At 76.8% G+C, this 21,934-nt stretch carries 17 protein-coding genes; 7 read left to right on the top strand and 10 right to left on the bottom strand.

Annotated elements, in window-relative coordinates; genetic code table 11:
- The first annotated feature begins 8 nt into the window (after window positions 1–8).
- From NPS70_RS09070 to NPS70_RS09060, 3 genes are all read left to right on the top strand, one after another.
- On the top strand, window positions 9–992 hold the full coding sequence (locus tag NPS70_RS09070; RefSeq protein ID WP_256523568.1) for a DUF3048 domain-containing protein: 984 nt from the start codon (window positions 9–11) through the stop codon (window positions 990–992).
- Between the two features lie 118 nt (window positions 993–1,110).
- Window positions 1,111–2,415 carry a PP2C family protein-serine/threonine phosphatase gene (locus NPS70_RS09065; RefSeq protein ID WP_256523567.1) on the top strand — a complete coding sequence of 435 codons (1,305 nt, stop codon included), beginning with the start codon at window positions 1,111–1,113 and terminating at the stop codon, window positions 2,413–2,415.
- A gap of 241 nt (window positions 2,416–2,656) precedes the next feature.
- Entirely contained in the window at window positions 2,657–4,084 is a 1,428-nt protein-coding gene (locus NPS70_RS09060; protein WP_374211972.1) for a cytochrome P450, read from the top strand.
- Between the two features lie 43 nt (window positions 4,085–4,127).
- Here the strand turns inward: NPS70_RS09060 and NPS70_RS09055 are convergent, their stop codons facing one another.
- On the bottom strand, window positions 4,128–5,369 hold the full coding sequence (locus NPS70_RS09055) for a cytochrome P450 (RefSeq protein WP_256523565.1): 1,242 nt from the start codon (window positions 5,367–5,369) through the stop codon (window positions 4,128–4,130).
- A gap of 339 nt (window positions 5,370–5,708) precedes the next feature.
- On the opposite strand from NPS70_RS09055, the gene NPS70_RS09050 reads away from it, so the two are divergent.
- Together NPS70_RS09050 and NPS70_RS09045 are read left to right on the top strand one after the other, a co-directional pair.
- Complete coding sequence (locus tag NPS70_RS09050; protein ID WP_256523564.1) at window positions 5,709–7,088, top strand: FAD-dependent oxidoreductase; 1,380 nt, start codon at window positions 5,709–5,711, stop codon at window positions 7,086–7,088.
- Between the two features lie 298 nt (window positions 7,089–7,386).
- Window positions 7,387–7,593 (top strand): hypothetical protein, encoded by a 207-nt coding sequence (locus NPS70_RS09045; RefSeq protein ID WP_256523563.1) that lies wholly within the window; start codon window positions 7,387–7,389, stop codon window positions 7,591–7,593.
- Window positions 7,594–7,657: 64 nt separating this feature from the next.
- On the opposite strand, the gene NPS70_RS09040 is transcribed toward NPS70_RS09045, so the two are convergent.
- On the bottom strand, window positions 7,658–8,497 hold the full coding sequence (locus tag NPS70_RS09040) for a class I SAM-dependent methyltransferase (RefSeq protein ID WP_256523562.1): 840 nt from the start codon (window positions 8,495–8,497) through the stop codon (window positions 7,658–7,660).
- A gap of 219 nt (window positions 8,498–8,716) precedes the next feature.
- Between NPS70_RS09040 and NPS70_RS09035 the strand changes: the two genes are divergently transcribed.
- Window positions 8,717–9,688, top strand: coding sequence for an aldo/keto reductase family oxidoreductase (locus NPS70_RS09035; protein ID WP_256523561.1), 972 nt, complete (start codon window positions 8,717–8,719; stop codon window positions 9,686–9,688).
- Between the two features lie 119 nt (window positions 9,689–9,807).
- Here NPS70_RS09035 and NPS70_RS09030 read toward each other — a convergent pair whose 3' ends face one another.
- The 7 genes from NPS70_RS09030 to NPS70_RS09000 all read right to left on the bottom strand — a co-directional run bounded on the left by NPS70_RS09030 (window position 9,808) and on the right by NPS70_RS09000 (window position 17,855).
- Window positions 9,808–10,104, bottom strand: a complete 297-nt coding sequence (locus tag NPS70_RS09030; protein WP_256523560.1) for a hypothetical protein — start codon at window positions 10,102–10,104, stop codon at window positions 9,808–9,810.
- Window positions 10,101–10,685 carry an RNA polymerase sigma factor gene (locus NPS70_RS09025; RefSeq protein ID WP_256523559.1) on the bottom strand — a complete coding sequence of 195 codons (585 nt, stop codon included), beginning with the start codon at window positions 10,683–10,685 and terminating at the stop codon, window positions 10,101–10,103. Before NPS70_RS09025 ends, NPS70_RS09030 begins: the two co-directional genes overlap by 4 nt.
- A gap of 776 nt (window positions 10,686–11,461) precedes the next feature.
- Window positions 11,462–11,818 (bottom strand): PRC-barrel domain-containing protein, encoded by a 357-nt coding sequence (locus NPS70_RS09020; RefSeq protein ID WP_256523558.1) that lies wholly within the window; start codon window positions 11,816–11,818, stop codon window positions 11,462–11,464.
- Window positions 11,819–12,041: 223 nt separating this feature from the next.
- Entirely contained in the window at window positions 12,042–13,415 is a 1,374-nt protein-coding gene (locus tag NPS70_RS09015; protein ID WP_256523557.1) for a deoxyribodipyrimidine photo-lyase, read from the bottom strand.
- A 163-nt stretch (window positions 13,416–13,578) separates the two neighbouring features.
- The gene (locus NPS70_RS09010; RefSeq protein ID WP_256523556.1) at window positions 13,579–14,433 is read right to left on the bottom strand and encodes an NAD(P)-dependent oxidoreductase; all 855 of its coding nucleotides are present in this window, start codon (window positions 14,431–14,433) and stop codon (window positions 13,579–13,581) included.
- Window positions 14,434–14,714: 281 nt separating this feature from the next.
- The gene (locus tag NPS70_RS09005; RefSeq protein WP_256523555.1) at window positions 14,715–15,530 is read right to left on the bottom strand and encodes a DeoR/GlpR family DNA-binding transcription regulator; all 816 of its coding nucleotides are present in this window, start codon (window positions 15,528–15,530) and stop codon (window positions 14,715–14,717) included.
- 231 nt (window positions 15,531–15,761) lie between these two features.
- Complete coding sequence (locus tag NPS70_RS09000; protein ID WP_256523554.1) at window positions 15,762–17,855, bottom strand: SpoIIE family protein phosphatase; 2,094 nt, start codon at window positions 17,853–17,855, stop codon at window positions 15,762–15,764.
- Window positions 17,856–18,167: 312 nt separating this feature from the next.
- Here NPS70_RS09000 and NPS70_RS08995 point away from each other — a divergent pair, with 312 nt between their 5' ends.
- On the top strand, window positions 18,168–20,177 hold the full coding sequence (locus NPS70_RS08995; RefSeq protein WP_256523553.1) for a SpoIIE family protein phosphatase: 2,010 nt from the start codon (window positions 18,168–18,170) through the stop codon (window positions 20,175–20,177).
- A gap of 47 nt (window positions 20,178–20,224) precedes the next feature.
- Here NPS70_RS08995 and NPS70_RS08990 read toward each other — a convergent pair whose 3' ends face one another.
- On the bottom strand, window positions 20,225–21,751 hold the full coding sequence (locus NPS70_RS08990) for an MFS transporter (RefSeq protein WP_374211968.1): 1,527 nt from the start codon (window positions 21,749–21,751) through the stop codon (window positions 20,225–20,227).
- Window positions 21,752–21,934: the final 183 nt, after the last annotated feature.

Below are 21,934 nucleotides of genomic sequence, written 5' to 3'. Positions count from 1 at the left end.
GAGCGCCCATGGAAGCACGGAGCAGGACACGACCGCGCCGCGGCGCCAGGGCGGCGGCCGCCTGCGCGGCCGGGCTCCTCCTCGTCGGCCTCACCGGGTGCACCGGCACGGTGCCCGACCCCGGCGCGCCCTCGGCCTCGCAGGGCACCTCCCACTTCACCGGCCTGGCCGGGCCCAACGGCCCCGTCCTCGCCGTGAAGATCGACAATGTGCGTCCCGCCCGCCCCCACACCGGTCTGGACGCCGCGGACCTCGTCTACGTCGAGCAGGTGGAGGCGGGGCTGACGCGCCTCCTGGCCGTCTACTCCTCACGGCTCCCGCCGAGCATCGGCCCGGTCCGCAGTGCCCGCGAGTCCGACCTCGAACTCCTGCGGCAGTTCGGCCGCCCCGCCCTGGCCTACTCGGGTGCCCGCTCCGCGCTCCTGCCCGTGATCGAGGCCGCCCCCGTCGCCGCCGTGACCCCCGCCACCGCCCCGGGGGCCTACGTCCGCTCGGACGACCGCCCCGCCCCGCACAACCTCTACCTCCGCCCGCGCCCGGCCCTCGACGCCGCGGAGCGGGTCGACGACGCCCGCGACATCGGTCTGCGCTTCGGCCCGCCGACGGGCACCGGCCGGACCTCGCCCGAGCACACGGTGCGCTACCCGGCCGCCCGCTACACCTTCACCTGGTCGCCCGACCGCGGCGGCTGGCGGATCGCCATGGACGGCACCGCGGCGGCCACCGCGGACGGCACGGTCCTCGCCCCTGCCACGGTCGTGGTCCAGTACACCGAGATCCGGCCCTCGAACTTCGCCGACCGCTCCGGCAGCACCACCCCGTACACCGAGACGGTCGGATCGGGCCGGGCCCTGGTGCTGCGCGACGGACGGGCCTTCGACGCGCGGTGGGAGCGTCCCACCGCCGAGGCCGGTACGCGCTTCACGACCCCCTCCGGCGAGCCGGCCGACTTCGCGCGCGGCCAGGTGTGGATCCTGCTCGCTCCCCGGTGACGCGGGCCGCCGCCCGCGCAGGCGGTTCCCGCACCGCCGGCGGGGCCGTCCCGCCGTGCGGAACGGGCCGTGATGTGATGGCGTGGGGGCGGCGCGGGCGGTGGACGGAGGTGGCCGGGTGGCCCTGTTCCGCAAGGACGCCGGCGGCCGGGTGGCCCGGCTGCGCACCGGCGTCGGCGCCCGCACGACCCGGTTGCGCCGGGGCGGCGCCGCCCGGCGTGCGCTCCGCCGCCCGGGGCCCGCCGACCGGGCCGTCGACGCCTTCGGCTCCGCCCTCGACGAGCAGACCGTCGCCGAGGAACTCGCCGCCTTCGCCTGCCCCGAGCACTGCGACTCGGCCGCCGTCCACCTCCTCGGCGGCGGCCGCGCCGACCGGCCGGCCGGGCCGCTGCGACGCGTCGCAGGGCGGGGACCGGCAGCCCATCTGGCCCTCCACGCCGAGGCCGCCGCGCGCTTCCTGGCCGCCCCCGGCGGGCCGCACCGCGCGAGGTCCGCCACCCTGCGATCCGGCGGCGCCCCGCTCACCTGCCTGGCCGAGCCCCTGACGGCCCGCGGCCAGGTCCGCGGCGTCCTCACGGCCGTCCGCAACGGGCGCTCCTTCACCCGGGAGCAGTCCGCCGCACTGCACCACGCGGCCCGGCTCGCGGCCCTCCTCCTCGGCCACGCCCGGGCCCACGCCTCGACCCGCGACACCGCCCTGGACCTGCAGCGGGCGCTGCTGGCCGAACCGGGGCGCCCGCACCCCAACCTGGACATCGCCACCCGCTACCTGCCCGCCGGCGGCGGGGCGCTGGTGGGCGGCGACTGGTTCGAGACGGTGCGCCTGCACTACGGACGCACCCTGCTGGTCGTCGGGGACGTCATGGGGCACGGGCTGGACGCCGCCGTGGACATGAACGCCTACCGCTCCGCGCTGCGCCATGTCGCGGCGGCCGACCTCCCGCCGCACCGCGTGCTGCGCCAACTCGACGCCATGGCCGCCCGCTCCCCCGAGCGGCGCCCGGCCACCTGCCTGCTGGTGCGCGTCGACCCGGCCCGGGGGACCGCGGCCTTCGCCAGCGCGGGGCACCTGCCGCCGGTGCTGTTCGCCGCCGACGGCCGGGCCGAGCTCGTCGCGGTGCCCGTCGGCCCTCCCCTGGGCACCGGCATCGGCGGGTACGAGGTGCTCACCCGCGCCGTGGCCGGGGCCGAGACCCTGCTGCTGTTCACCGACGGGCTGGTGGAGCGGCGCGGCGTGGACATCGACGCCTCGCTCGAACGGCTCTCCGGCCGCTGGCTGCCACCGGGCACCGGGGCGGAGGCGCTACTGGACGCCGTGGTCGACCGCTGCGGCGCCACCCGGGCGGAGGACGACGTCGCCGTGCTCGCCGCCCGGGTCCGGGACCGTCCGGCCGGCGGGGACAGGGCGCCCGCGGGCGGCTGAGCCCGCGGGCCGCGCCGCCGGGACCCGCCACCGTGACGGGGCGCCGGGTCCCGCCCCGCCCGCCCCCGGCCCGGCGGCCGGCCGGCCGGTCCAAGTCGGCGCCCGGCGAACGCGGTTGAACGCGGGGCGTGTGCAACCGGCGACGCCGGGCGTGGGTATGCTGCGGGCGCGGTGAGCGGGTCCCGGAGGGCGGGTCGCGGGTCCCTTCGCTTCCTTCCCCGCCGATTCACTGGAGGCTGTGGTGTCCACTTCATTCCCCGACGCAACGGGTACGCCGGGCTCCGTCCCCCCGCCGGGCTGCCCCGCCCACGCCCGCGGCCCCGCGGGCACGGGCACCCGCCGCCTGTTCGGCCCGGAGGCGGACTCCCCCTACGCCCTGTACGAGGTGCTGCGCCGCGAGCACGGCCCGGTCGCACCCGTCCTGCTGCCCGGCGACGTACCCGCCTGGTTCGTGCTCGGCCACCGCGAGAACCTCGAAGTGATGCGCTCGCCCTCGCAGTTCTCCTGCGACTCGCGGATATGGAACGTGCAACTCCAGGCGGACTCCCCGCTGCTGCCCATCACCGCGTGGCAGCCGCTGCTCGTCTTCGCCGACGGCGAGGAGCACGCGCGCCTGCGGGCCGCCGTCCGCGACAGCCTCGCCCGCTTCAACCGGCACGGCATCCGCCGCTACGTGGTGCGCTACACCCACCAGCTGATCGACGCCTTCGCCGGCAACGGCCGCGCCGACCTCGTGGCCGAGTTCGCCGAACGGCTTCCCGTGCTGGTCCTGGCCCGGCAGTTCGGTGTGCCGGAGCAGGACGCACTTCCCCTCGGGGCCGCCGTCCGCGACATGGTCAAGGGCACCGAGACGGCCGTGCAGAGCAACCAGTTCGTGGTCTCCGTCATGGCCGACCTGGTACGGCGCAAGAAGGAGGAGCCGGGCGACGACTTCACCAGCTGGCTCATCGCCCACGAGTCCGGCCTCACGGACGACGAGGTCATGGAGCACCTGCGCCACGCGATGGTGGCGGCCAACGAGAACACCACCAACCTGATCGCCAACACCCTGCGGATGATCCTCACCGACCGCCGTTTCAGGGCGAGCCTGTCCGGTGGCTCGATGACCCTGCCCGACGCCCTCGATCAGGTCATGTGGGACGCCCCGCCGCTGGCCGTCGGCGCCTGCCGCTGGGCCACCGGCGCCACCCGCCTCGGCGACCAGCAGATCAAGCCCGGGGACCTGGTGCTGCTGGGCCTGGCCGCGGGCAACGTCGACCCGGAGATCCGGCCGAACCTCGCCGCACCCGTGCACGGCAACCGCTCCCACCTGGCCTTCAGCAGCGGGCCGCACGAGTGCCCCGGCCAGGACATCGGCCGCGCCATCGCCGACACCGGCATCGACACGCTGCTCGCCCGGCTCCCCGACCTGCGCCTCGCGGCCCCCGAGACCGACCTGCACGTGACCGCGTCGCTCGTCTCCAGCCGGCTGAACAACCTGCCGGCCGCCTTCACCCCCCGCCGCCCCGCGCGCGACACCGACACCGGGGCGGTCCCCGTCGCCCAGGTCCCCGTCGCCTCCGCCGGGCGCCCGCTGCCCGCGGCCGCGCCCGCCCCGGCCCCCGTGCCCGCGTCCGCGGCGGCCGGCTCCGAACGGGCCTCCTGGTGGGAGCGGCTCGTGCGCCGCTGACCGCCGGACGCGGCGGCGGGGCGCCCCGCCGCCGCGGCGCGGCTCAGCCCGCCGGGACGGCCGCGTCCGCGTCCTGCCCGGCCAGGTGCACCGGCAGCGTCCGGAAGCCCTGCAGCGCGATGGACGACAGCCGCTGCGCGCCGGGAGCGGCCGCAAGCCCCGGGAAGCGGCCGAACAGGGTCCGCAGGGCCACCTCCGTCTCCAGCCGCGCCAGTCGGGCCCCCAGGCAGTAGTGCGCACCGAAGCCGAACGCGGCGTGGTCGCGGACCGTGGACCGCGTGTGGTCGAACCGCTCCGGGTCCTCGTGGCGGCCCGGGTCCCGGCCGGCGGCGAAAAGGCTGGCGATCACCGGCTCGCCCCGCGCCACCCGCACCCCGGCGATCTCCGTGTCCCGCACGGCGTAGCGCATCAGCGCGTGGGGGACGGGCGAGGAGAAGCGCAGTCCCTCGTCCGCCGCCGCGGCCCACCTGCCCGGATCGCCGGACTCCAGCAGCCGGGCGAGCGCCTGCCGGTCCTCCAGCAGCGCGTGGACGGTGTTGGTGATGCCGTTGATCGTCGTCTCGTGCCCCGCGATCAGGACCAGGAACAGCGTCTCGACGAGCTCCTGCTCCGTGAGCCGGTCCTCGTCGTCGCGCGCCTGGATCAGCGCCGTGGTCAGATCCTCGCCCGGAACCGCCCGCTTCGCGGCCACCAGGGCGCCCAGCGAGGCGTGGATGTCCGCCACCGCCTCGCGGATGTCGCCCGCGGCCCCCGGCGTCACCAGCCGCTCGAAGCGGTCCCGCAGCTCCGCCACGGCGGAGTCCGGGACCCCGAGCACCTCGCAGATCACCCGTACGGGCAGCGGATAGGCGAAGTGCTCCCGCAGGTCCAGCGTCCCCGCACCGGAGGCCTCCGCGGCGTCCAGCAGCTCCTCCGCGATCTCCGCGATACGCGGACGCAGCGCCTCGATCGGCGCCCGGGTGAACGCCGCGCTCGCCAGGCCCCGCAGCCGCCGGTGCTCCGCACCCCCCTGATGGAGCATCGCCGCCCCGCGGACCAGCGCGATCAGCTCCCAGTCGTCCGGTATCCGGCCCTCGGCCAGATCGGGCCAGTGCGCGGCGTCCTTGGTCAGGTCCTCGTGGCCCATCACCCGCTGCGCGGTGCCCAGGTCGGTCGCTGTCCACGCCGCCACCCCGCCCGGCAGCTCCACCGGCACCAACGGGCCCAGCCGGCGCAACTCCCTTGCCTGGGCCACCGGATCGGCTTCGGGATCCAGCACGAAGAGGGTGCGCTGCTTCAGTTCCACAAACACTCCACAGGTGAGAGACGGTCGGTCCCGGGCAGCCTAATCCGGCCACACGGGCGATCACAGAGGGCGAGGGACCCGACCGCACGTGAGGTCCCGGACCGGGGCATGACACCGCCCCGTCGCGGGCACCCGCAGGCCACGGACATGAAGCGCCGCACACCGAGCGCTGCGGCGCACCTCCGCGTCTGCGCAGGCAGGGATCGGCCGGCTGGCGGAGAATCGTCGTGGCGCGGCCCGTCCCCGGGGCCCGTCCGGCGACGGGACCACCCGCCGGAGCCGGGGAGGACACCGCGGCCGGCGCGGAGAACCGACCGTCGCAGAAGGGACGGAAAGACCGTGGCACGACCGAAGATCCTTGTGGTGGGCGCCGGCTTCGCCGGGGTCGAGTGCGTACGCCGACTGGAACGCGAGCTCTCGGCATCCGAGGCGGAGATCGTGCTGGTCACGCCGTTCTCGTACCAGCTGTACCTGCCGCTGCTGCCCCAGGTCGCGGCAGGGGTCCTCACCCCCCAGTCGGTGGCGCTCTCGCTGCGCCGCAGCCGGCGCCACCGCACCCGCATCATCCCCGGCGGCGCGATCGGCGTGGACACCGGTGCGAAGGTGTGCGTGATCCGCGACATCACCGGCGACACCGTCGCCCAGCGCTACGACTTCCTGGTGCTGGCGCCCGGCAGCGTCACCCGCACCTTCGACATCCCCGGGCTCGTGGAGCAGGGGCGGGGGATGAAGACCCTGGCCGAGGCGGTGTACATCCGCGACCACGTCATCGCCCAGCTGGATCTGGCCGATGCCAGCCACGACGAGGCCGAGCGCGCCTCCCGCCTCCAGTTCGTCGTCGTCGGCGGCGGCTACGCGGGCACCGAGACGGCCGCCTGCCTCCAGCGCCTGACGGCCGGTGCCGTCACCCGCTACCCGCGGCTCGACCCCAGGGAGATCACCTGGCACCTGGTGGACATCGCACCGCGCCTCATGCCCGAACTGGGTGAGCGGCTCGGGGACGCGGCGCTCGGCATCCTGCGCCGCCGCGGGATCCAGGTGTCCCTCGGCGTCTCCGTGGCCGAGGCCGGGCCGGAGAAGGTCACACTCACCGACGGCCGGGTGCTGCCGTGCCGCACGCTCATCTGGACCGCGGGCGTGGCCGCCAGCCCGCTCGTCGCCACCCTGGGGACCGAGACCGCCAGGGGGCGCCTGGTGGTGCGGCCCGACCTCACCGTCCCCGGGGTGGGCGGCGTGTTCGCGATGGGCGACGCGGCCGCCGTGCCGGACCTCGTCAAGGGCGGGGACGCCATCTGCCCGCCCACGGCCCAGCACGCGAGCCGCCAGGGCCGCAGGGCCGCGGCCAATGTCGTCGCCGCCCTGCGCGGGACCCCGCTGCGCCCCTACACCCACAAGGACCTCGGGCTCGTGGTCGACCTCGGGGGCAAGGACGCGGTCTCCAAGCCCCTCGGCATCGAACTGCGGGGGCTGCCGGCCCAGGCGGTCGCCCGCGGCTACCACTGGAGCGCGCTGCGGACCAACGTCGCCAAGATCCGTGTGATGACCAACTGGCTCCTCAACGCGGTCGCGGGGGACGACTTCGTGCGCACGGGCTTCCTGGCCCGGAAACCGTCCACGCTGCGGGACGCCGAGTTCGTCGACGCCTATCTGACGCCGGAGCAGGTCCGCGAGCACACCGCCTCGCTGAGGGCCGGTCTCGACGGACCGCCCACCGGATGACCCGGCCCCGGTCGCGCCCCGCCGGGGCGGGGCCGGGCCCCGGCGGGCCTGCGGGGTGCCTCGGCGCGGCGGCCGGTGCCGCCCGGTGCGGAGGAGCGGCACGGGGCGGCCGGGAAGCGCCCCCCGCGCACGCCGCCCGGCCGCCGGGGCCCCCGCCTCCCCGTCCGGAACCCCGGGGGCGCGGCCCGCGGTCCCGCGCCGGACCCGGCACGGCCGGCCGGCTCCCGGGCCCGCGGCCCGGGTGAACTTCCCCGTTTCCACCCGTGTCCCCCCGCACCTCTCGCCAGTTGAGCGGGGCATGAAGAAGCGCAGCCTCCTCGCCGTCATGTCCCTCGCCACCGGTGCGGTGATCGCCGCAGTCAGCCCGCCGCCCGCCGCCCAGTCCGGCTCCCTGGACGAGGCCCGTCACACGGGGGACACCCTCAGCCGTGTGGACGACGCCACGGGTGACATCGAGGAGACCGTGCACACGGCCGTGCACGCCGCCACCGACCGCCTCGCCTGAGCACGCCTGCCGCACGCGGGCGCTCCGCCCCCGGGCCGGGAGCCGGTACGGCGCGGGCCCGGGCTCACCCCGTGCGGCGCCCCACGGCCAGCAGGTACTCCCAGTCCATCACCCCGGACCCCGAGGGGTCCGCGTGGTGGCGTGCCAGGTCCGCCAGTTCGCGGTCGAGGGCGGCCGTCCGGCCGGGGTCGTCGGCGACACCCCGGTAGACCGCGATCGCCGGGCCGTAGCGGGTGGCGAAGTAGTCCCGGAACGCCTCGGGGGTGGCGAAACTCTCCACCCGCAGCATCTCCCTGCGTATTCCCAGCTCGGAGACCCCGTCGCCGAGCAGCTCCCGCACATGCGCCTCGTCGCCCCACAGCGGAGGGGGCTGCGCGCCCGGCGGGGGCGTGGGCGCGTAGGGCTTCATCACGGCGAACATCCGTCCGACGAACCCCTGCGGGGTCCAGTTGATCAGGCCGATGGTCCCGCCGGGGCGGCAGACCCTCAGCAGCTCCGCGGCGGTCGCCTGGTGGTGCGGCGCGAACATGACCCCGACGCACGACATCACCGTGTCGAAGGCCGCGTCGGGAAACGGGAGGGCCTCGGCGTCGGCCTCCCGCCACTCCAGCCGCACCCCGCTCTCCTCGGCTGCCAGCCGCCCCCTCTCCAGCAGTTCGGGGGTGAGGTCGGTGGCCACGACCTCGGCCCCGGCCAGGGCAGCCGGGATCGCGGCGTTCCCCGCGCCGGCCGCCACGTCCAGCACCCGCTGCCCCGCGCCGATCCCGCAGGCGTCGACCAGCCTGCGGCCCAGCGCGGGGATCAGCTCGGAGGCCAGCGCGGGGTAGTCCCCGAGCGCCCACATCGCGCGGTGCCTGCTCTTCAGGGCACGGTCGGCCTCGGCCGCGCCGATCGCCTCGGTCATCGGGACTCCTTCGGGACACCCCGGCCGCCGCGGGGCGGGGTTCTTGCGGATGGTCCGTCCCGCCCCTCCCCACCAGGGTAGGAGCCGTGCGCCCGGCCCCCAACAGGGGCCACGCACCGTCCCCGCCCCACCACGGACCGCCTCCGCCGCGCACGGGACCCGCCCGTGCCCCCGTAGGGTGACCGGGACGCGGCGGACAGGACGGTCGGGAGGGCGGACGTGACGGACGGCGGGGCACCGCGGAGAGCGGACGGCGACGGGGAGCGCCTGGTATACGGGTGCATGGGGCTGGGCGGCAGCTGGGGGCCGGAGCCCTACGGCGCGGACGACGTCGCCGCGGCGGAGGCGGCCGTCGAGGCCGCCCTGGAGATCGGCGTCACCACCTTCGACCACGCGGACATCTACCGGCACGGCAAGTCCGAGGCCGTGTTCGGGGAGGTGCTGGCCCGCGCCCCGGGGCTGCGGGACCGGCTCACGCTCCAGACCAAGTGCGGCATCCGCCTCGCCGAAGGGGGGCGTCCCGGCGTCTACGACCTGCGCGGGCGGACCATCGTCCGGCGTGTCGAGGAGAGCCTGGCGCGGCTGCGCACCGATCACGTCGACGTCCTGCTGCTGCACCGGCCCGACCCTCTCGCCGACCCGGACGACGTCGCCGGGGCCCTCGCGGGACTGCACCGTCAGGGGCTGGTCCGGCGGTTCGGCGTCTCCAACATGTCCGCCGCCCAGATCGAGTCGCTGCGCTCACGTCTGGACCTCCCGCTCACGGTCAACCAGCTGGAGCTGAGCCTGCACCGGCGGGACTGGCTGGAGGCCGGGGTGCTGGTGAACACGCCCGCCGCCACGGCGCTCGGCTTCCCGCCGGGGACGCTGGAGTACTGCCGGGACAGCGGTGTGCGGCTGCAGGCCTGGGGCGCCCTCGCCCAGGGCCGCTACACGGGAGGGGAGTCGACGCCCGAGGAGGCGGCGACGGCACGGCTCGTCGCCGAACTCGCCCGGGCCAAGGGCACGACTCCCGAGACGGTGCTGCTGTGGTGGCTGCAGCGGCACCCGGCGGGTATCGCCCCGGTGGTGGGCAGCGCCCGCCCGGAGCGCATCAGGGCCTGCGCCGACGCCCTCGGGCGCGCGCCGGACCTCGACCACGAGGAGTGGTACGCGATCTGGCTGAGCGCCCGGGGCGGGCCGCTGCCCTGACCGCCGGCGAGCCGGGGCGGCGCAAGGGGCGGCGGCCCGCCCCGCCGGGTCCCGGGCCGTGTCCGGCACACGGCGCCGTCCGCCCGTCGCGCGCCGGGGCGGGATGTGCCGGACGGGACCTAGGACCGGGCCGCCGCCAGCCAGCCGATCACACGGTCCACCGCGCCGAAGTCGAGCCGCGCGATGTCCGCCACCGCCGCGTGGTCGGCCGGGGTCAGCCGCACCCCCGCCGCGTCCAGGGCGCAGTGGAGCAGGACCCGGTGCACCTCGGCCGGTGCCAGCGTCCGGCCCGGACCCGGGGCCGGCCCGGGCACCACGAGGGGCAGCGGCGGTGTCCCGCCTCCCGCCTCCCGCACACCGTCCTCGTCCCCGCCGCCCGGGCGCCGTCGCCCGCCCGGCGGCTGACGCCACCTCATGCCGGCCCGTCCGGGCCGAGGACCTCGTTCAGCCGCTGCAGCGCCCTGCGCCGGAGGGCCTTGACCGCACCCGGACTCCGCCCGCCCAGCGCCTGCCCGATCCGGTCGTTGGGCCATCCGCCCCAGTACTGCAGGAGCAGCACCGTGCGGTGACGCTGCGGCAGCGAGGCCACCGCGATCCGCACCGGCTCGCGGCCGAGGCCGCCGAGGGCGCTCTCCTCCGCCGAGGCGGCGGTGGCCGAGGAGAACGCCCTGCTGTCCGCGACGAGCACCTCCCGGCGCACCCGCGACGAGCGGTAGTGGTCGATGACGAGGTTGCGGGCGATGGCGCAGAACCAGGCCCCGATGTCGGCTCCGCCGGGGGAGTAGCGCCCGATCGCGCCGAGCGCCCGCACGAAGGTGTCGCTGGTGAGGTCCTCGGCGAGATGGGTGTCGTGCACCCGGGAGCGCACGAAGCCCAGGACCTCCTGGCGGTAGGCACCGTACAGCGCGGCGAACGCCTCCTCGTCGCCCTCCCGCGCGTGCTGGACGGCCGACGAGGGCGCTGACCGGGGCGTTCTTCGGATAACCTGTCGATTCAAGGCCTTCCCCAATTCTGGTTGCGGGGTGGTCGAGAAGGGGCCGCCGGGTCGCATCCGGCGGCCCCCCTTGGGTGCCCGGGTCTCCGGGGAACCCGACCGGCGGGGTGTCGGCAGGGGCCGGCCGGCGTCCGATCCGCTGTCCGCCGGGGGCCGGGCCCTCAGCGGCCCCGGCCGTGTGCCGCCCGTGCCTGACTGCGGACCAAATTGTCTGAATCTCTTGGCCTATGCCCCGGGAAGGCGCCATTCGTTATCCGATGGATACTTTGGGTCCGGCGTACGCCCGGCGCACCCGCTGTTCGTTGACAGGGGTATGGAGTCCTTCACACCGCCGCGGAGCGGACGGCCCGGAGCGACCGCAGGCCCGTCGCTCCGTGGCGGTCCCGATCCCGGGAACTCCCCGGTCTACGACGCCGTGGTGCGGTCCTGGCGGGCGCGCCGAAGAGCCGTCCCGGGAGAGGGGACCCGGCCCTTCGCGGTGCTGCCGGGCGGGCTGCCGCTCCCCCTGCCCCCGCCCGGACCGGGTGCCCGGCGCGCCGCTTCGGAACCGCCGGTGCGACCCGCAGGAGGTGCGTCCGCCACGGCCGCCCGCGTGCGCGCCGCGCACGGCAGCGCGTTCCCGCGACCCTGAGGGGTGAGGCGGGCTCAGGCGTCCGTCCAGGGCGGGTGGCCGTCCGTCACCACCGCGGCGGCCGGCGCCCGCACGGGCGATGCCGCCCGCGGCCGGAGGGCCGCGGGCGGCATCGCGTCGGCCCGCCGCTGACGGGCCGCGCCGCCCGTCAGCGGCGGGCCAGCTGGCGCTCCCCGCTCGGGCCCGGCTCGTACGGCAGCCCGTAGTGGGTGAAGACCGCCTCCTCGTCCTCGGCGGGCAGGACGTCGTCGGTGCCCATGCTCGGGGCGTCCTTGACCTGGTTCTTGGAGTAGGAGACCCGGATGTATCCCGGGCCGGCGACCGCGTCGAGCAGCGGCACGAAGGTCAGACGGCGCCGGGTGGGCAGCCCCATGGCCACCGTGATCACGGTCGGTTCGTCGCTCCTGGTGTCGACGTAGACGGCCTCCAAGGTGCCGATCTTCTTGCCCTCCTCGTCCACGACTTCCTGGTTGCGCCACTCGCGGATGTCAGCGCTTCGGACCACGGTGTCTCTCCTTGCCCTCGCTGCCGCACCCGGGCCGGGGCTGCCGACCGGGAAGGGTGCGGATGCCCGCGCAGCGGGCCCGGACTCCCATCGTGCCCGCACTGTCCGCAGACGCGCGCGCTGTAGGCGCCTGTGCGGAGTGCTCCGGGGCCGGCCGGTGCCGGCACGCGGCGCGGGAGGCGGTGCCCCGCACCGCGGCACCCCGCCGGGCCGGCCGGGCGGATCAGCCGGTGCCGCGGGCCTGCCGGAAGCGGGCCAGGCCGTCCTCCAGCGCCACCACGGGAGCGGGGTAGTCCAGCCTCTCCCGTACGTCCCGGGGCAGGCGCCACGGCGTGTGCACCGCACTCCCCGCGACCTCGGCGAGCTCCGGCACCCAGCGGCGGACGTACTCCCCCTGCGGGTCGTACCGGCGGGCCTGCGCCAGCGGGTTCAGCACCCGGTTGGGGCGGGTGTCCGTCCCGGTCCCGGCCACCCACTGCCAGTTCAGCTGGTTGTTCGCCACGTCCCCGTCCACCAGGTGGTCGAGGAAGTGGCGCGCCCCGATGCGCCAGTCCACGTACAGGGTCTTGGTGAGGAAGGACGCGGCGAGCAGCCTTCCCCGGTTGTGCATCCACCCCTCGTGCAGCAGCTGCCGCATCGCCGCGTCGACCACCGGGTAGCCGGTGCGGCCCTCCTTCCAGGCGCCGATCTCTTCGCCCGCCTCCCGCTCGCCGCGCCATCGGTCCCGCCGGTCCCGGTAGTCCGCGGACGACGCCGCCGGGCGGGCGGCGAGCACCTGGTGGTGGAAGTCGCGCCAGCACAGCTGCCGCACGAAGGCGTCCGCCCCCGCGCCCCCGTGCTCCCGGGCCCGGTGCACCAGCTCGCCGACGGAGACGGCGCCGAAGTGGAGGAAGGGCGACAGCCGCGACGTCGCGTCCCCGGGCAGGTCGTCGTGGCGGTCCTCGTAGGCGTCGAGATCCCGCCGCTTCCAGGTGAGGAAGCGCTCCCGGCCCTCGCTCTCCCCGCCCGCCGGCACCCCCGGCGCGACCCCCTCCACCGCCTTCCGGGCGGGCACCTCCTCGGAGCCGGTGGACGTGGGAACCCGCACGCTGCGAGGGGCCCCCAGCGGTGCGCGCAGCCTCTCGCGCGACCAGCGCCGGAAGTACGGGGTGAAGACGGCGAAGTGGTCGGACCCCGCGGGCAGCACGGCCCCCGGCGGCACGGCCGTCACCGAGCCGTCGTGCACCCGCAGTTCCGCGCCCGCCCCCGCCGTCGCCGCCCGCAGCCGCTCCTCGCGGTGCACCGCGTACGCGCTGACCCCGGCGGCCACGTGCACCTCGCGCGCGCCGGTCTCCGACACGACCCGCGCCACCTCCCGCGGCGTATCACCCGAACGGACGACCAGGCGGCCGCCGCGCTCCCGCAGGCCCGCGTCCAGGTCGGTGAGGCAGTCGGCGAGGAACGCCGCACGGTTCGGTGCACCGAAGCCCGCGGCCTCGATGCCCCGGTCCCGGACGAACAGCGGGACGACGTCGTCGGCGGCGTCCAGCGCGGCCCTCAGCACGGGGTTGTCCCGCACCCTCAGATCGGAGGTGAACAGGACGATCGCGACGCTCATGGCGCGGCTCCTCGGCAAGCGGAGTGGGGGCGGTACACGGCGGGTTCGGCGCCCGCCGCCCGATCGGATGCGCCGGGCCGCCCCGGCGCATCCGATCGGGCGGCGGGCGCGCGGGCGGTCCTGCCGGGGCCTCCCGGCGGCAGGGACCCGGCCCGGGCCCGCGTCAGTACACGGTGGACACGGCCGCCATGTCGGCCGAGGCGTAGCCCTGCTCCGACGCCGCGGCGAAGCGCGCGCGCACCGCGTCGAGGAGGGTGCTGTCGGTGTGCGAACCCTCCATGGCCTCCTTGATCAGGTCGAGGTCCTTGAGCAGGTTGCCGATCCCGAAGGACGGCGTCCAGTCCTCGTTGACCATCGCCTCCCCCTTGATCCGCACATAGGGGGCGTCGACCGCGGACCCCGCGACCGCGTCGAGGAAGTCCTCCGGCGGAAGCCCGAGCCGCCGGGCCAGGGCCAGTGACTGCGCGACCCCGCTCACCAGGGTCGCGACCCAGGCGTTGGCCGCGAGCTTCAGGCGGCTGGCGGCGCCGTAGGCCTCGCCCGTCCACCGGGTGCGGGTCCCGATGGCGGCGAGCACCGGCGCCACGGCCTCGCGCAGCTCCGAGGGGCCCGACACGAGAACCGTCAGCTCGCCCTTCTCGGCCGGGCCGCGGGTGCCCAGCACCGGAGCGTCCAGGGTCCGCAGCCCGTGCCGCGAGGCGAGTGCGGCGAGCCTCCGGGAGCCGTCCACGCCCACCGTCGTGCACTGGAGCCACACCGCGTCCCCGGCGACGGCCTCCGCGCAGGCCGACATCACGGCCGCCACGGAATCCGCGTCGAAGAGCGTCGTGACCACGGTCCCGGCGCCCGCCACGGCCTGCTCGGGCGTCGCTGCGACGAGGGCGCCCTCCCCGGCCAGCGGACGGGCCCTGTCGGCGGTGCGGTTCCACACCGCGACGTCGAGTCCGGCCCGCAGCAGGCTGCGGGCCATGCCGCTGCCCATCATGCCGGTTCCGAGGACGGCCACGCGTGAGGTCATGGTGGAGGCAACTCCCGTCGGGGGATCGGCGAAGCGCGCAGCGCGAGGGGACCCGGCGCGGGGCGGGCCCGGCCCGTCGTCGGACGCCGGATCAGACTAGGGGCTGTGCCGCCGTAGCCGGTGGACCAGCGCGCGGCGGCGAAACGCGGTGCCGCCGGGCGGAGGGCGGTTCCCGCACCCGGTGCACGGCGGTGGTCCGGCGGCGGGAGAGGCGTCGGGCCGCGGGCGCCCGCCGGGGAGCGCGTGACGGGCGCGCCCGCCCCCCGCGTCCGCCGGCCCGGTCAGGCCCGCACCACCCGCGGCCCGAGAGCCGCGTACCTCCGGGCCTCGGACACGGGCAGGCCGGTGTCCGTGACCACCGCCTCCAGGTCGCCCACCTCGCCGAAGCGGCACAGGCGCACCACGCCGAACACGGCGTGCGCCCCGACGAGGATCCGCCGCCCGGCGCTGCGCAGCGCCTGCGCCCGCACCTCGCCCACCGCGTGGTCGTCCGCGGTCAGCCCGAAGCCGCAGGACACGCCGTCGGCCCCGACGTAGGCCAGGTCCACGGCGACGCCTGCCAGCATCCGCACCGTCCACGCGTCCGCCGCCGCCGTGCCGAGCGCCCGGATCCGGCCCCCGAGCAGCAGCACGGTGGTGTGCGCGGACCAGGCCAGCAGCGCCGCCACCGCAGGCGAGGCGGTCACCACCGTCAGCGCCCGGTCCCGCGGCAGCGCGTCGGCCACCAGGCAGGCCACCGGGCCCTCGTCCACGAACACGGTCTCCGACGCGCCCAGCAGCCGCGCGGCGGCCAGGGCGATCCGCGGCGCCTGCGGCGGCGCGGGCGGGCCCTGCCACGGGGGAGGCCCCGCGGCGGGGCCCGCCCGCGCCACGGCGCCCCCGTGGGTGCGCCGCACCAGGCCGTCGTCCTCCAGGACCCTCAGGTCGCGCCGCACCGTCTCGCGGGACACGCCGAAGCGCCCGGCCAGCACGTCGACCCGTACCACCCCCTCCCGCCGCGCCGCGGCCAGGACCGCCCGGCGGCGCTCCTCGGCCCCCGGCGGCCGAGGAGCGCCGCCGTCACCCGCCGGACGCGGGAGGCGCCCGGTGCCGTTCACGGAGCCACCCGGGAAGCGGCCGTCCGGGCCGTGTGCCCCGGCCCCGGGGGAGGCACGGCGGGACCGGGACCGGGACCGGGACCGGGGCGGTGGCGCCCGCTGCGCCGGGCGGAGTTCAGGTGCATCGGCGGCGTGCCCCCGTCGGGGTCGCAGGGAAGGTCGGGCACCGCCACCCTCCCCCCGCCCGCGCCCGGCTACGCGCGCGGTCACCCGCGGCGGTGACTCGTCGGATCATGCGCCCGCAGCGGTTGGCCCGGCCGGGCGCTCCACCCCGCGCCCCGTCGCGGAGCCGTCGCGGCGCACCGCCAGCAGGGCCACGTCGTCGATCCGGTCCGGGGCCTCGCGCCCCGCCAGGAAGTCCACCAGGGCGTCCAGGTCCTCGGCGCGACCCCGGGCCGCGGCCCGCCACCGGCGCACGTCCTCCGCCATGCCGCGCACGCAGGTGTCGATGTCGGCGTCGCGCCGCTCGACCAGGCCGTCGGTGAACAGCAGCAGGACGTCCTCCCCGCCCAGTACGTCGGCGGTCGTCGGATACACCGCCCGCGGGTCCACACCGAGCGGCGGGCCCCCGTCGAGCCGCAGCTCCTCCACCGCCCCGGACCCCACCCGCACCGGGTGCGGGTGCCCGGCGCGCGCCCCGCGCAGCACTCCGTCGGCGGGGGAGAGCACCAGGTAGGCGCAGGTGGCGAAGCGGTCCGTGTCCAGGTCGCAGAGCACCCGGTTGACCTGTCCCAGCACCCTGCCCGGAGCGAGGCCCGGCTCCGCGCAGGCGCGCAGCGCCACCCGCAGCTGGCCCATCACCGCCGAGGCGTGGGCGTCGTGCCCCTGGACGTCCCCGATCACCAGGGCCGCGGTCCCGTCCCCGAGAGCCAGCGCGTCGTACCAGTCGCCGCCGATCTGCATCCCCTGCGTCCCCGGCAGGTAGCGGGCCCGCGCGCTGAGCGCGTCCAGGGCCGGGAGGCAGGCCGGCAGCATCGCCTGCTGGAGGTCGGTCGCCCGCTGGAGTTGCGTGTCGAACAGCCGTGCCCGCTCCAGGCTCTGCGCGAGGATGACCGCCACGGCCGTGTAGAAGGTGCGCTCCTCCGCGCTGAAGCGGCGTGGCCTGGCGAAGGAGATCAGACACGCCCCCGGGGCCCGGTCCACCGGACCGAGGGAGAGCACCGCCCACGCCCGCGGCGGCAGCGCCCCCGCGGCGGCCGCGCCCCAGGAGCCCGACAGGTCCTCGATGAACAGCGGCCGCTCCCGGACGGCCGCCTCGGCCATCACCTCGTGCGCCGCGGCGCCCAGCCGCGGCAGCCCGGGCGCGACCCGGCTCTCTCCGACGATCTGGAGCCGACCGCCCTCCACCACGCCCAGGACCAGGTTCTCCGCCCCCAGGGCCGGGCGCGCCAGGTCCGTCAGCACCCGCGTGACGTCCGCTACCGTCACCGCCCGCGACAGGGCCCGGGTCAGCGTGTGGAGGAACGCGTCCCGCGTCCCGCCCGCGCGCGGCGCCGCCTCCGGTGCGCCGTCCCCGGACTCGTACACCAGCCCCAGGGCCCGCACCGGGCGCCCGCGCTCGTCCGGGACCACCCGCCCGAGTTCCGTCAGGCGGTGCACACTGCCGTCCCCGTGCACCACGCGATAGCCGATCCGGTAGGCACCGGCGGCCCCGTCCGCGCGCACCGCACCCGCCGCGGAGGCGGTGACCTCGGCGATCGCGTTCTGGACCGCGGGCACGTCGTCCGGGTGCAGACGCCGGAAGAAGGTCTCCCCGCTCCGGTCGAAGGTGCCGGGGTCCACCCCGAAGACGGTGCAGGTCCGCTCGTCCCAGTACACGTCGTCCGCCGTCAGGTCCCAGGCGAAGACACCCGCCCGCGCCGCCTCCACCGCGTCCGCCAGCGGCCCCCTCACGGAGTGCGCCCGCAGGGCGAGCGCGCAGCAGTCCGCCACCAGGTCCAGCCCGCCGCCCCCGCGGCCGGTGGGCGGCGCGGCCGTCCCGCGGGCGGCCCCGGCCGGACCGGCCTCGACGGCGAGCGCGCCGAGCCGCTCGCCTCCCGACTCCAGCGGGACCAGCAGCACCGAGCGGCCCCCGTACCCGGCGACCGCGCGCCGCCCGCTGCGGACCACCGCCCGCACCTCGGCCTCCGGCACCTCGGTGCCGTCCTCCGCGCCGGCCCCGGCCCGGTAGGCGTCGAAGGCGTCCCCGCGCCGCACGTAGAGCGTCTTGCGCCCGGGTGGCACGGCCCGGCCCCCCGCGGCGGCCAGTGCCTCGAGCACGGCCTCCGGGCTCTCGCAACGGACCAGCCGCGCGAGCAGCGCGGCCGCTTCGGCCCCCTCGGTCATGAGGCGGACACCTCCCGCGACGGCGACGGCGACGGCGGCGCGGACCGCGGACCGGCGCGCGGCACACCGCATCCTCAACATAGCCAGACGCACCCGGGCCTGCGCGGTCACGGCCGGGTGGCGCCCCCCGCCCCGGCGTCCGAACCTGGAGGCACCGGGACGCGTCCGCCGAGCGCGCCCGGCCCGCGTCGGGAAGGCGGTACGACGGTGGAGGAGCCCGCTGCGAGGCACCGGCCGGGACCGGCCCCCCAGGCCCGGGACCGTCCGCTACCGCTCCACGGGAACGGGGAGGACCCCCTCGGAGAGGCGGTCATGGACGCCCTGTTCGCGCAGGCAGCGGTGGCCGTCTACGCCCTCGACCGCGAGCTGCGCATCGAACGCGTGGGCCCCCTCAGCGGCCTGCCCCGCGGCCTGCCCGTACTCGGCCGCGCCCTCGGCGAGGTCTACCGCCTCGATCCGCCGGACGACGCGGACGCGATCGCCTCCCGGACCCTGAGCACCCGCAGGCCGGCCCGGCTGAGGGTCACGGGGCATGCGGCCGGGACCGATTCCCGCCGCGTCTACGAGCTCGCCGTCCACCCCGTCGGGCCGCCCGGCCAGGAACCCGCCGGGGTGCTCGCCATGGTCGCGGACGTCACCGAGCGCCAGCGCGCCGCCGCCCGCGCCGCCTCGCTCGACGCCGTCCGCGCGCGCGTCGGGCAGTCCCTGGACCTCGCCACCACCTGCGAGGACCTCGTCAAGGCCGTCGTCCCCGCCTTCGCGGACATCGCCGTCGTGGAGGTCGTCGACGAGATGCTGCGCGGAGCCGACCTGCCCCTCGGCCCCTTCGGCCAGGGCACCCCGCTGCGCCGCACGGCCTTCCTCGGCCCGGAGGGCGGCAGCGGACCGGCGCACCCCGTCGGCGACGTCCGCAGCCTGCCGCACCCCACGCCCTACACCCAGGCCCTGGCCGATCTGCGGCCCCGACTCGTGCCCATCCCGCCCGGCACCGCATGGCTCGCGGCCGACCCCGAGCGGGCCCGGGCCATCCGCGACTACGGGGCGCACTCCCTCCTCGTCGTCCCGCTCGCCCTGCGGGGCACCGCGCTCGGCCTGATCAGCCTCTACCGCTGCAAGGGCTCCGAGCCCTACCGGCCCGACGACCTGTCCTTCGCCACGGCGCTCGCCGCGCACACCGCGCTCAGCGTCGACAACGCGCGCCGCTACGAACGCGAGCACTCCATCGCCTCCACCGTGCAGCGCCGCATGCTGCCGCCCGAAGGCCAGCTGCGCTCCCTCGTCGCCATCGAGACCGCCCATGTCTACCTCCCCGGACGCAACAGCGGCTGCTGGTTCGACGTCATCCCCCTCTCCGGGGCCCGCACCGCCCTCACCGTCGGTCGCGTCGCCGGCAACGGCATCCAGACCGCCGCCGCCATGGGGCAGCTGCGCACCGCCGCACGCACCCTGGCCTCGCTCGACCTCGAACCCGACGAACTGCTCGCCCGGCTCCACGACACGGCCTCCACCCTGGCCCGGGAGCGGGCCGCGCACCCCGCGGGCGACACCCGCCCCCAGCCCCTGACGGCCTCCTGCGTCTACGCCATCTACGACCCGCTCACCCGCCGGTGCACCCTCGCCGGGGGCGGCGGGATCACCCCGGCGGTGCTGGCACCCGACGGACGGGGCGCGGTCCTCGACGTCCCCCAGGGCCCGCCCCTGGCCTCCGCGACATCCGACGCCACCCCCTACGGGACCCGGACCGTCGAACTCGAACCCGGCTCCCTGATCGCGCTGTACACGGGCGACCCCGGTCTCCTGTCCGGCACCGGGAGCCGCCCCCTCGACGAGGTCCTCACCCCCACCGACCGCCCCCTGCACGAACTGTGCGACGCCGTCGTCTACAACACGGTCGCCGCCACCCACGGCACCGTGCTGCTCCTCGCACGCACCGGTGCGGTGGCCGCGAGCGACCAGGGGACCTGGGAACTCGACCACGGGGACCGGGCGCCCGCCACGGCGCGCGGACTGCTGCGCCGCCAGGCGGCCGCCTGGGAACTCCCCCCGGAGGTCACCGACGCCGCCGAACTGCTCGTCAGCGAGCTCGTCACCAACGCCGTCCGCTACGGGGCGCCACCGGTCACCCTGCGGCTGCTGCACACCTCCTCCCTCACCTGCGAGGTCCACGACGGCAGCCAGGTCACCCCCCGCCTGCGCCACGCGCGCACCGTCGACGAGGGCGGCCGCGGACTGTTCATCGTCTCCCGCCTCGCCGCCCACTGGGGTACCCGCTACGCGCCCGAGGGCAAGACGATCTGGGCCGAGATCGACATCCCGTCCTGACCGGGTGCCGTTCCCGCGAGGGGGGCCCGGCCCCGTTCCGGTGCACCTCAGGTACTGCGCTCGCACGGCCCGTCCGCGGAAGCGGCGGCCTCCCGCTCCGCCGGGCGGGCGGCCCGGCTCCGCCCCGTCACCACGTCCGCCAGCGCGATCGCCAGCGCCGCGACGACGAACGCCACCGACACCAGCAGGCCCGCGTCGTACGCCACCGCCCAGGCGCCGCCGTCGAGCCGCCCGAAGAACACCGCGCCCACCGCCGCGATCCCGATGGCCGACCCCACCCGCTGCGCGGTCTGGAGCGTGCCGCCGGCACTGCCCGCACGGGCCACCGGCACCTCGGCCAGCGTCAGGGCCTGGTTCGGCGAGATCACCAGCCCGCTGCCCAGCCCGGCCAGCAGCAGCGGTCCGGCCATGGCCCAGCCCACCCCGCGCCCCGGCACCAGGTGGACGGCGAGCGCCGTCCCGGCCAGGCCCACGGCCACCAGCGCCAGACCGGTGGCGATCAGCGGCCTGCCGAACCGGCTCACCAGCCTGCCGCCCACCGTCGCCGACACACCGGACGCCAGCGCGAACGGCGTCAGTGCCACCCCTGCCAGCAGGGCGGTGTACCCCAGGCCGCTCTGGAGGTAGAGCGTCGACACGAAGAAGATCGACGTGAACCCGGCGAAGTAGAACAGGATCAGCAGGCATCCCAGCCAGTAGCTGCGCACCCGGAACAGGGACAGCTCGACCACCGGCTCGCCCCCGCGCCCGGCCCAGAACCGCTCCCAGGCCGTGAAGGCGCCGAGGAGCAGCACCGAGCCACCGAGCAGCAGCCAGCGCCAGGGCCCCGGCCACACCTGCGCCTCCACGAAGGGCAGCAGCAGCGTCAGCACCCCGGCCCCCAGCAGCAGCACGCCCACCGGGTCCAGCCGGCGCATCGTCAGCCGGCCCGCCGTGGGCGTGTCGGGCAGCAGCCGGGCCGCGAGCACCAGGCAGACCGCACCGATCGGCAGGTTCACGTAGAACACCCAGCGCCAGCCGTGCTCCGCACCGGCGAGGTGGATCAGCAGCCCGCCCAGCAGCGGGCCCACGGCCGTGGACACGGCCACGACGGTGCCGAACATCCCGAAGGCCCGGCCCCGTTCGGGCCCGGTGAACAACTGCTGGATCAGCGCCGAGATCTGAGGCGTCACCAGCCCGCCCGCGAACCCCTGGAGTGCGCGGGCCACCACCAGCCAGGTGCCCGAGGTGGCGGCCCCGCAGGCGGCCGAGGCAAGCGTGAACAGAGCGAGTCCCACCATGAACACCGCCCGCCTGCCGCGGGCGTCGCCGAGCCTCCCGGCGGGCACCAGCATCAGTCCGAAGGCCAGGGCGTAGCCGGACAGGACCCACTGGAGCGCCGCCTCCGAGGCGTCCAGCCCCTCGCGGATCGACGGGAGCGCCACGTTGACGATGGAGACGTCCAGGAGGGTCATGAACCCGGCGAGCAGGCAGACCGCGAGCGCTTCCCAGCGCCGTGGGGAGTCGGCCGCCGGTCCGGCGCCCTCGTGCCCCGGGCCGCCTGCCGGGGACCCCTCGGGGGAAGGGGACGTCACAGCCACCACCTTTCCGCCGCGACTGGCCGCGGACCACCGCGGCCCGGCCTGCTGCGCGGCCCGTGCAATCGACACTGTGTCAGCTCGCCGCCCCGACAGGCGTCCACCGTCCGCGTGTTCCCCCGACTTGCCCCGGACGTGGCACCGTGCCGCGCGGACGCGTCCCCGCCCGCCCCTCCGCTC

The organism is Streptomyces sp. C10-9-1 (assembly GCF_024497955.1).
GTDB classification, from domain to species: domain Bacteria; phylum Actinomycetota; class Actinomycetes; order Streptomycetales; family Streptomycetaceae; genus Streptomyces; species Streptomyces sanyensis.
The sequence above is the reverse complement of the archived record's forward strand: the minus strand, read 5'-3'. Positions and strand labels throughout refer to the sequence as shown.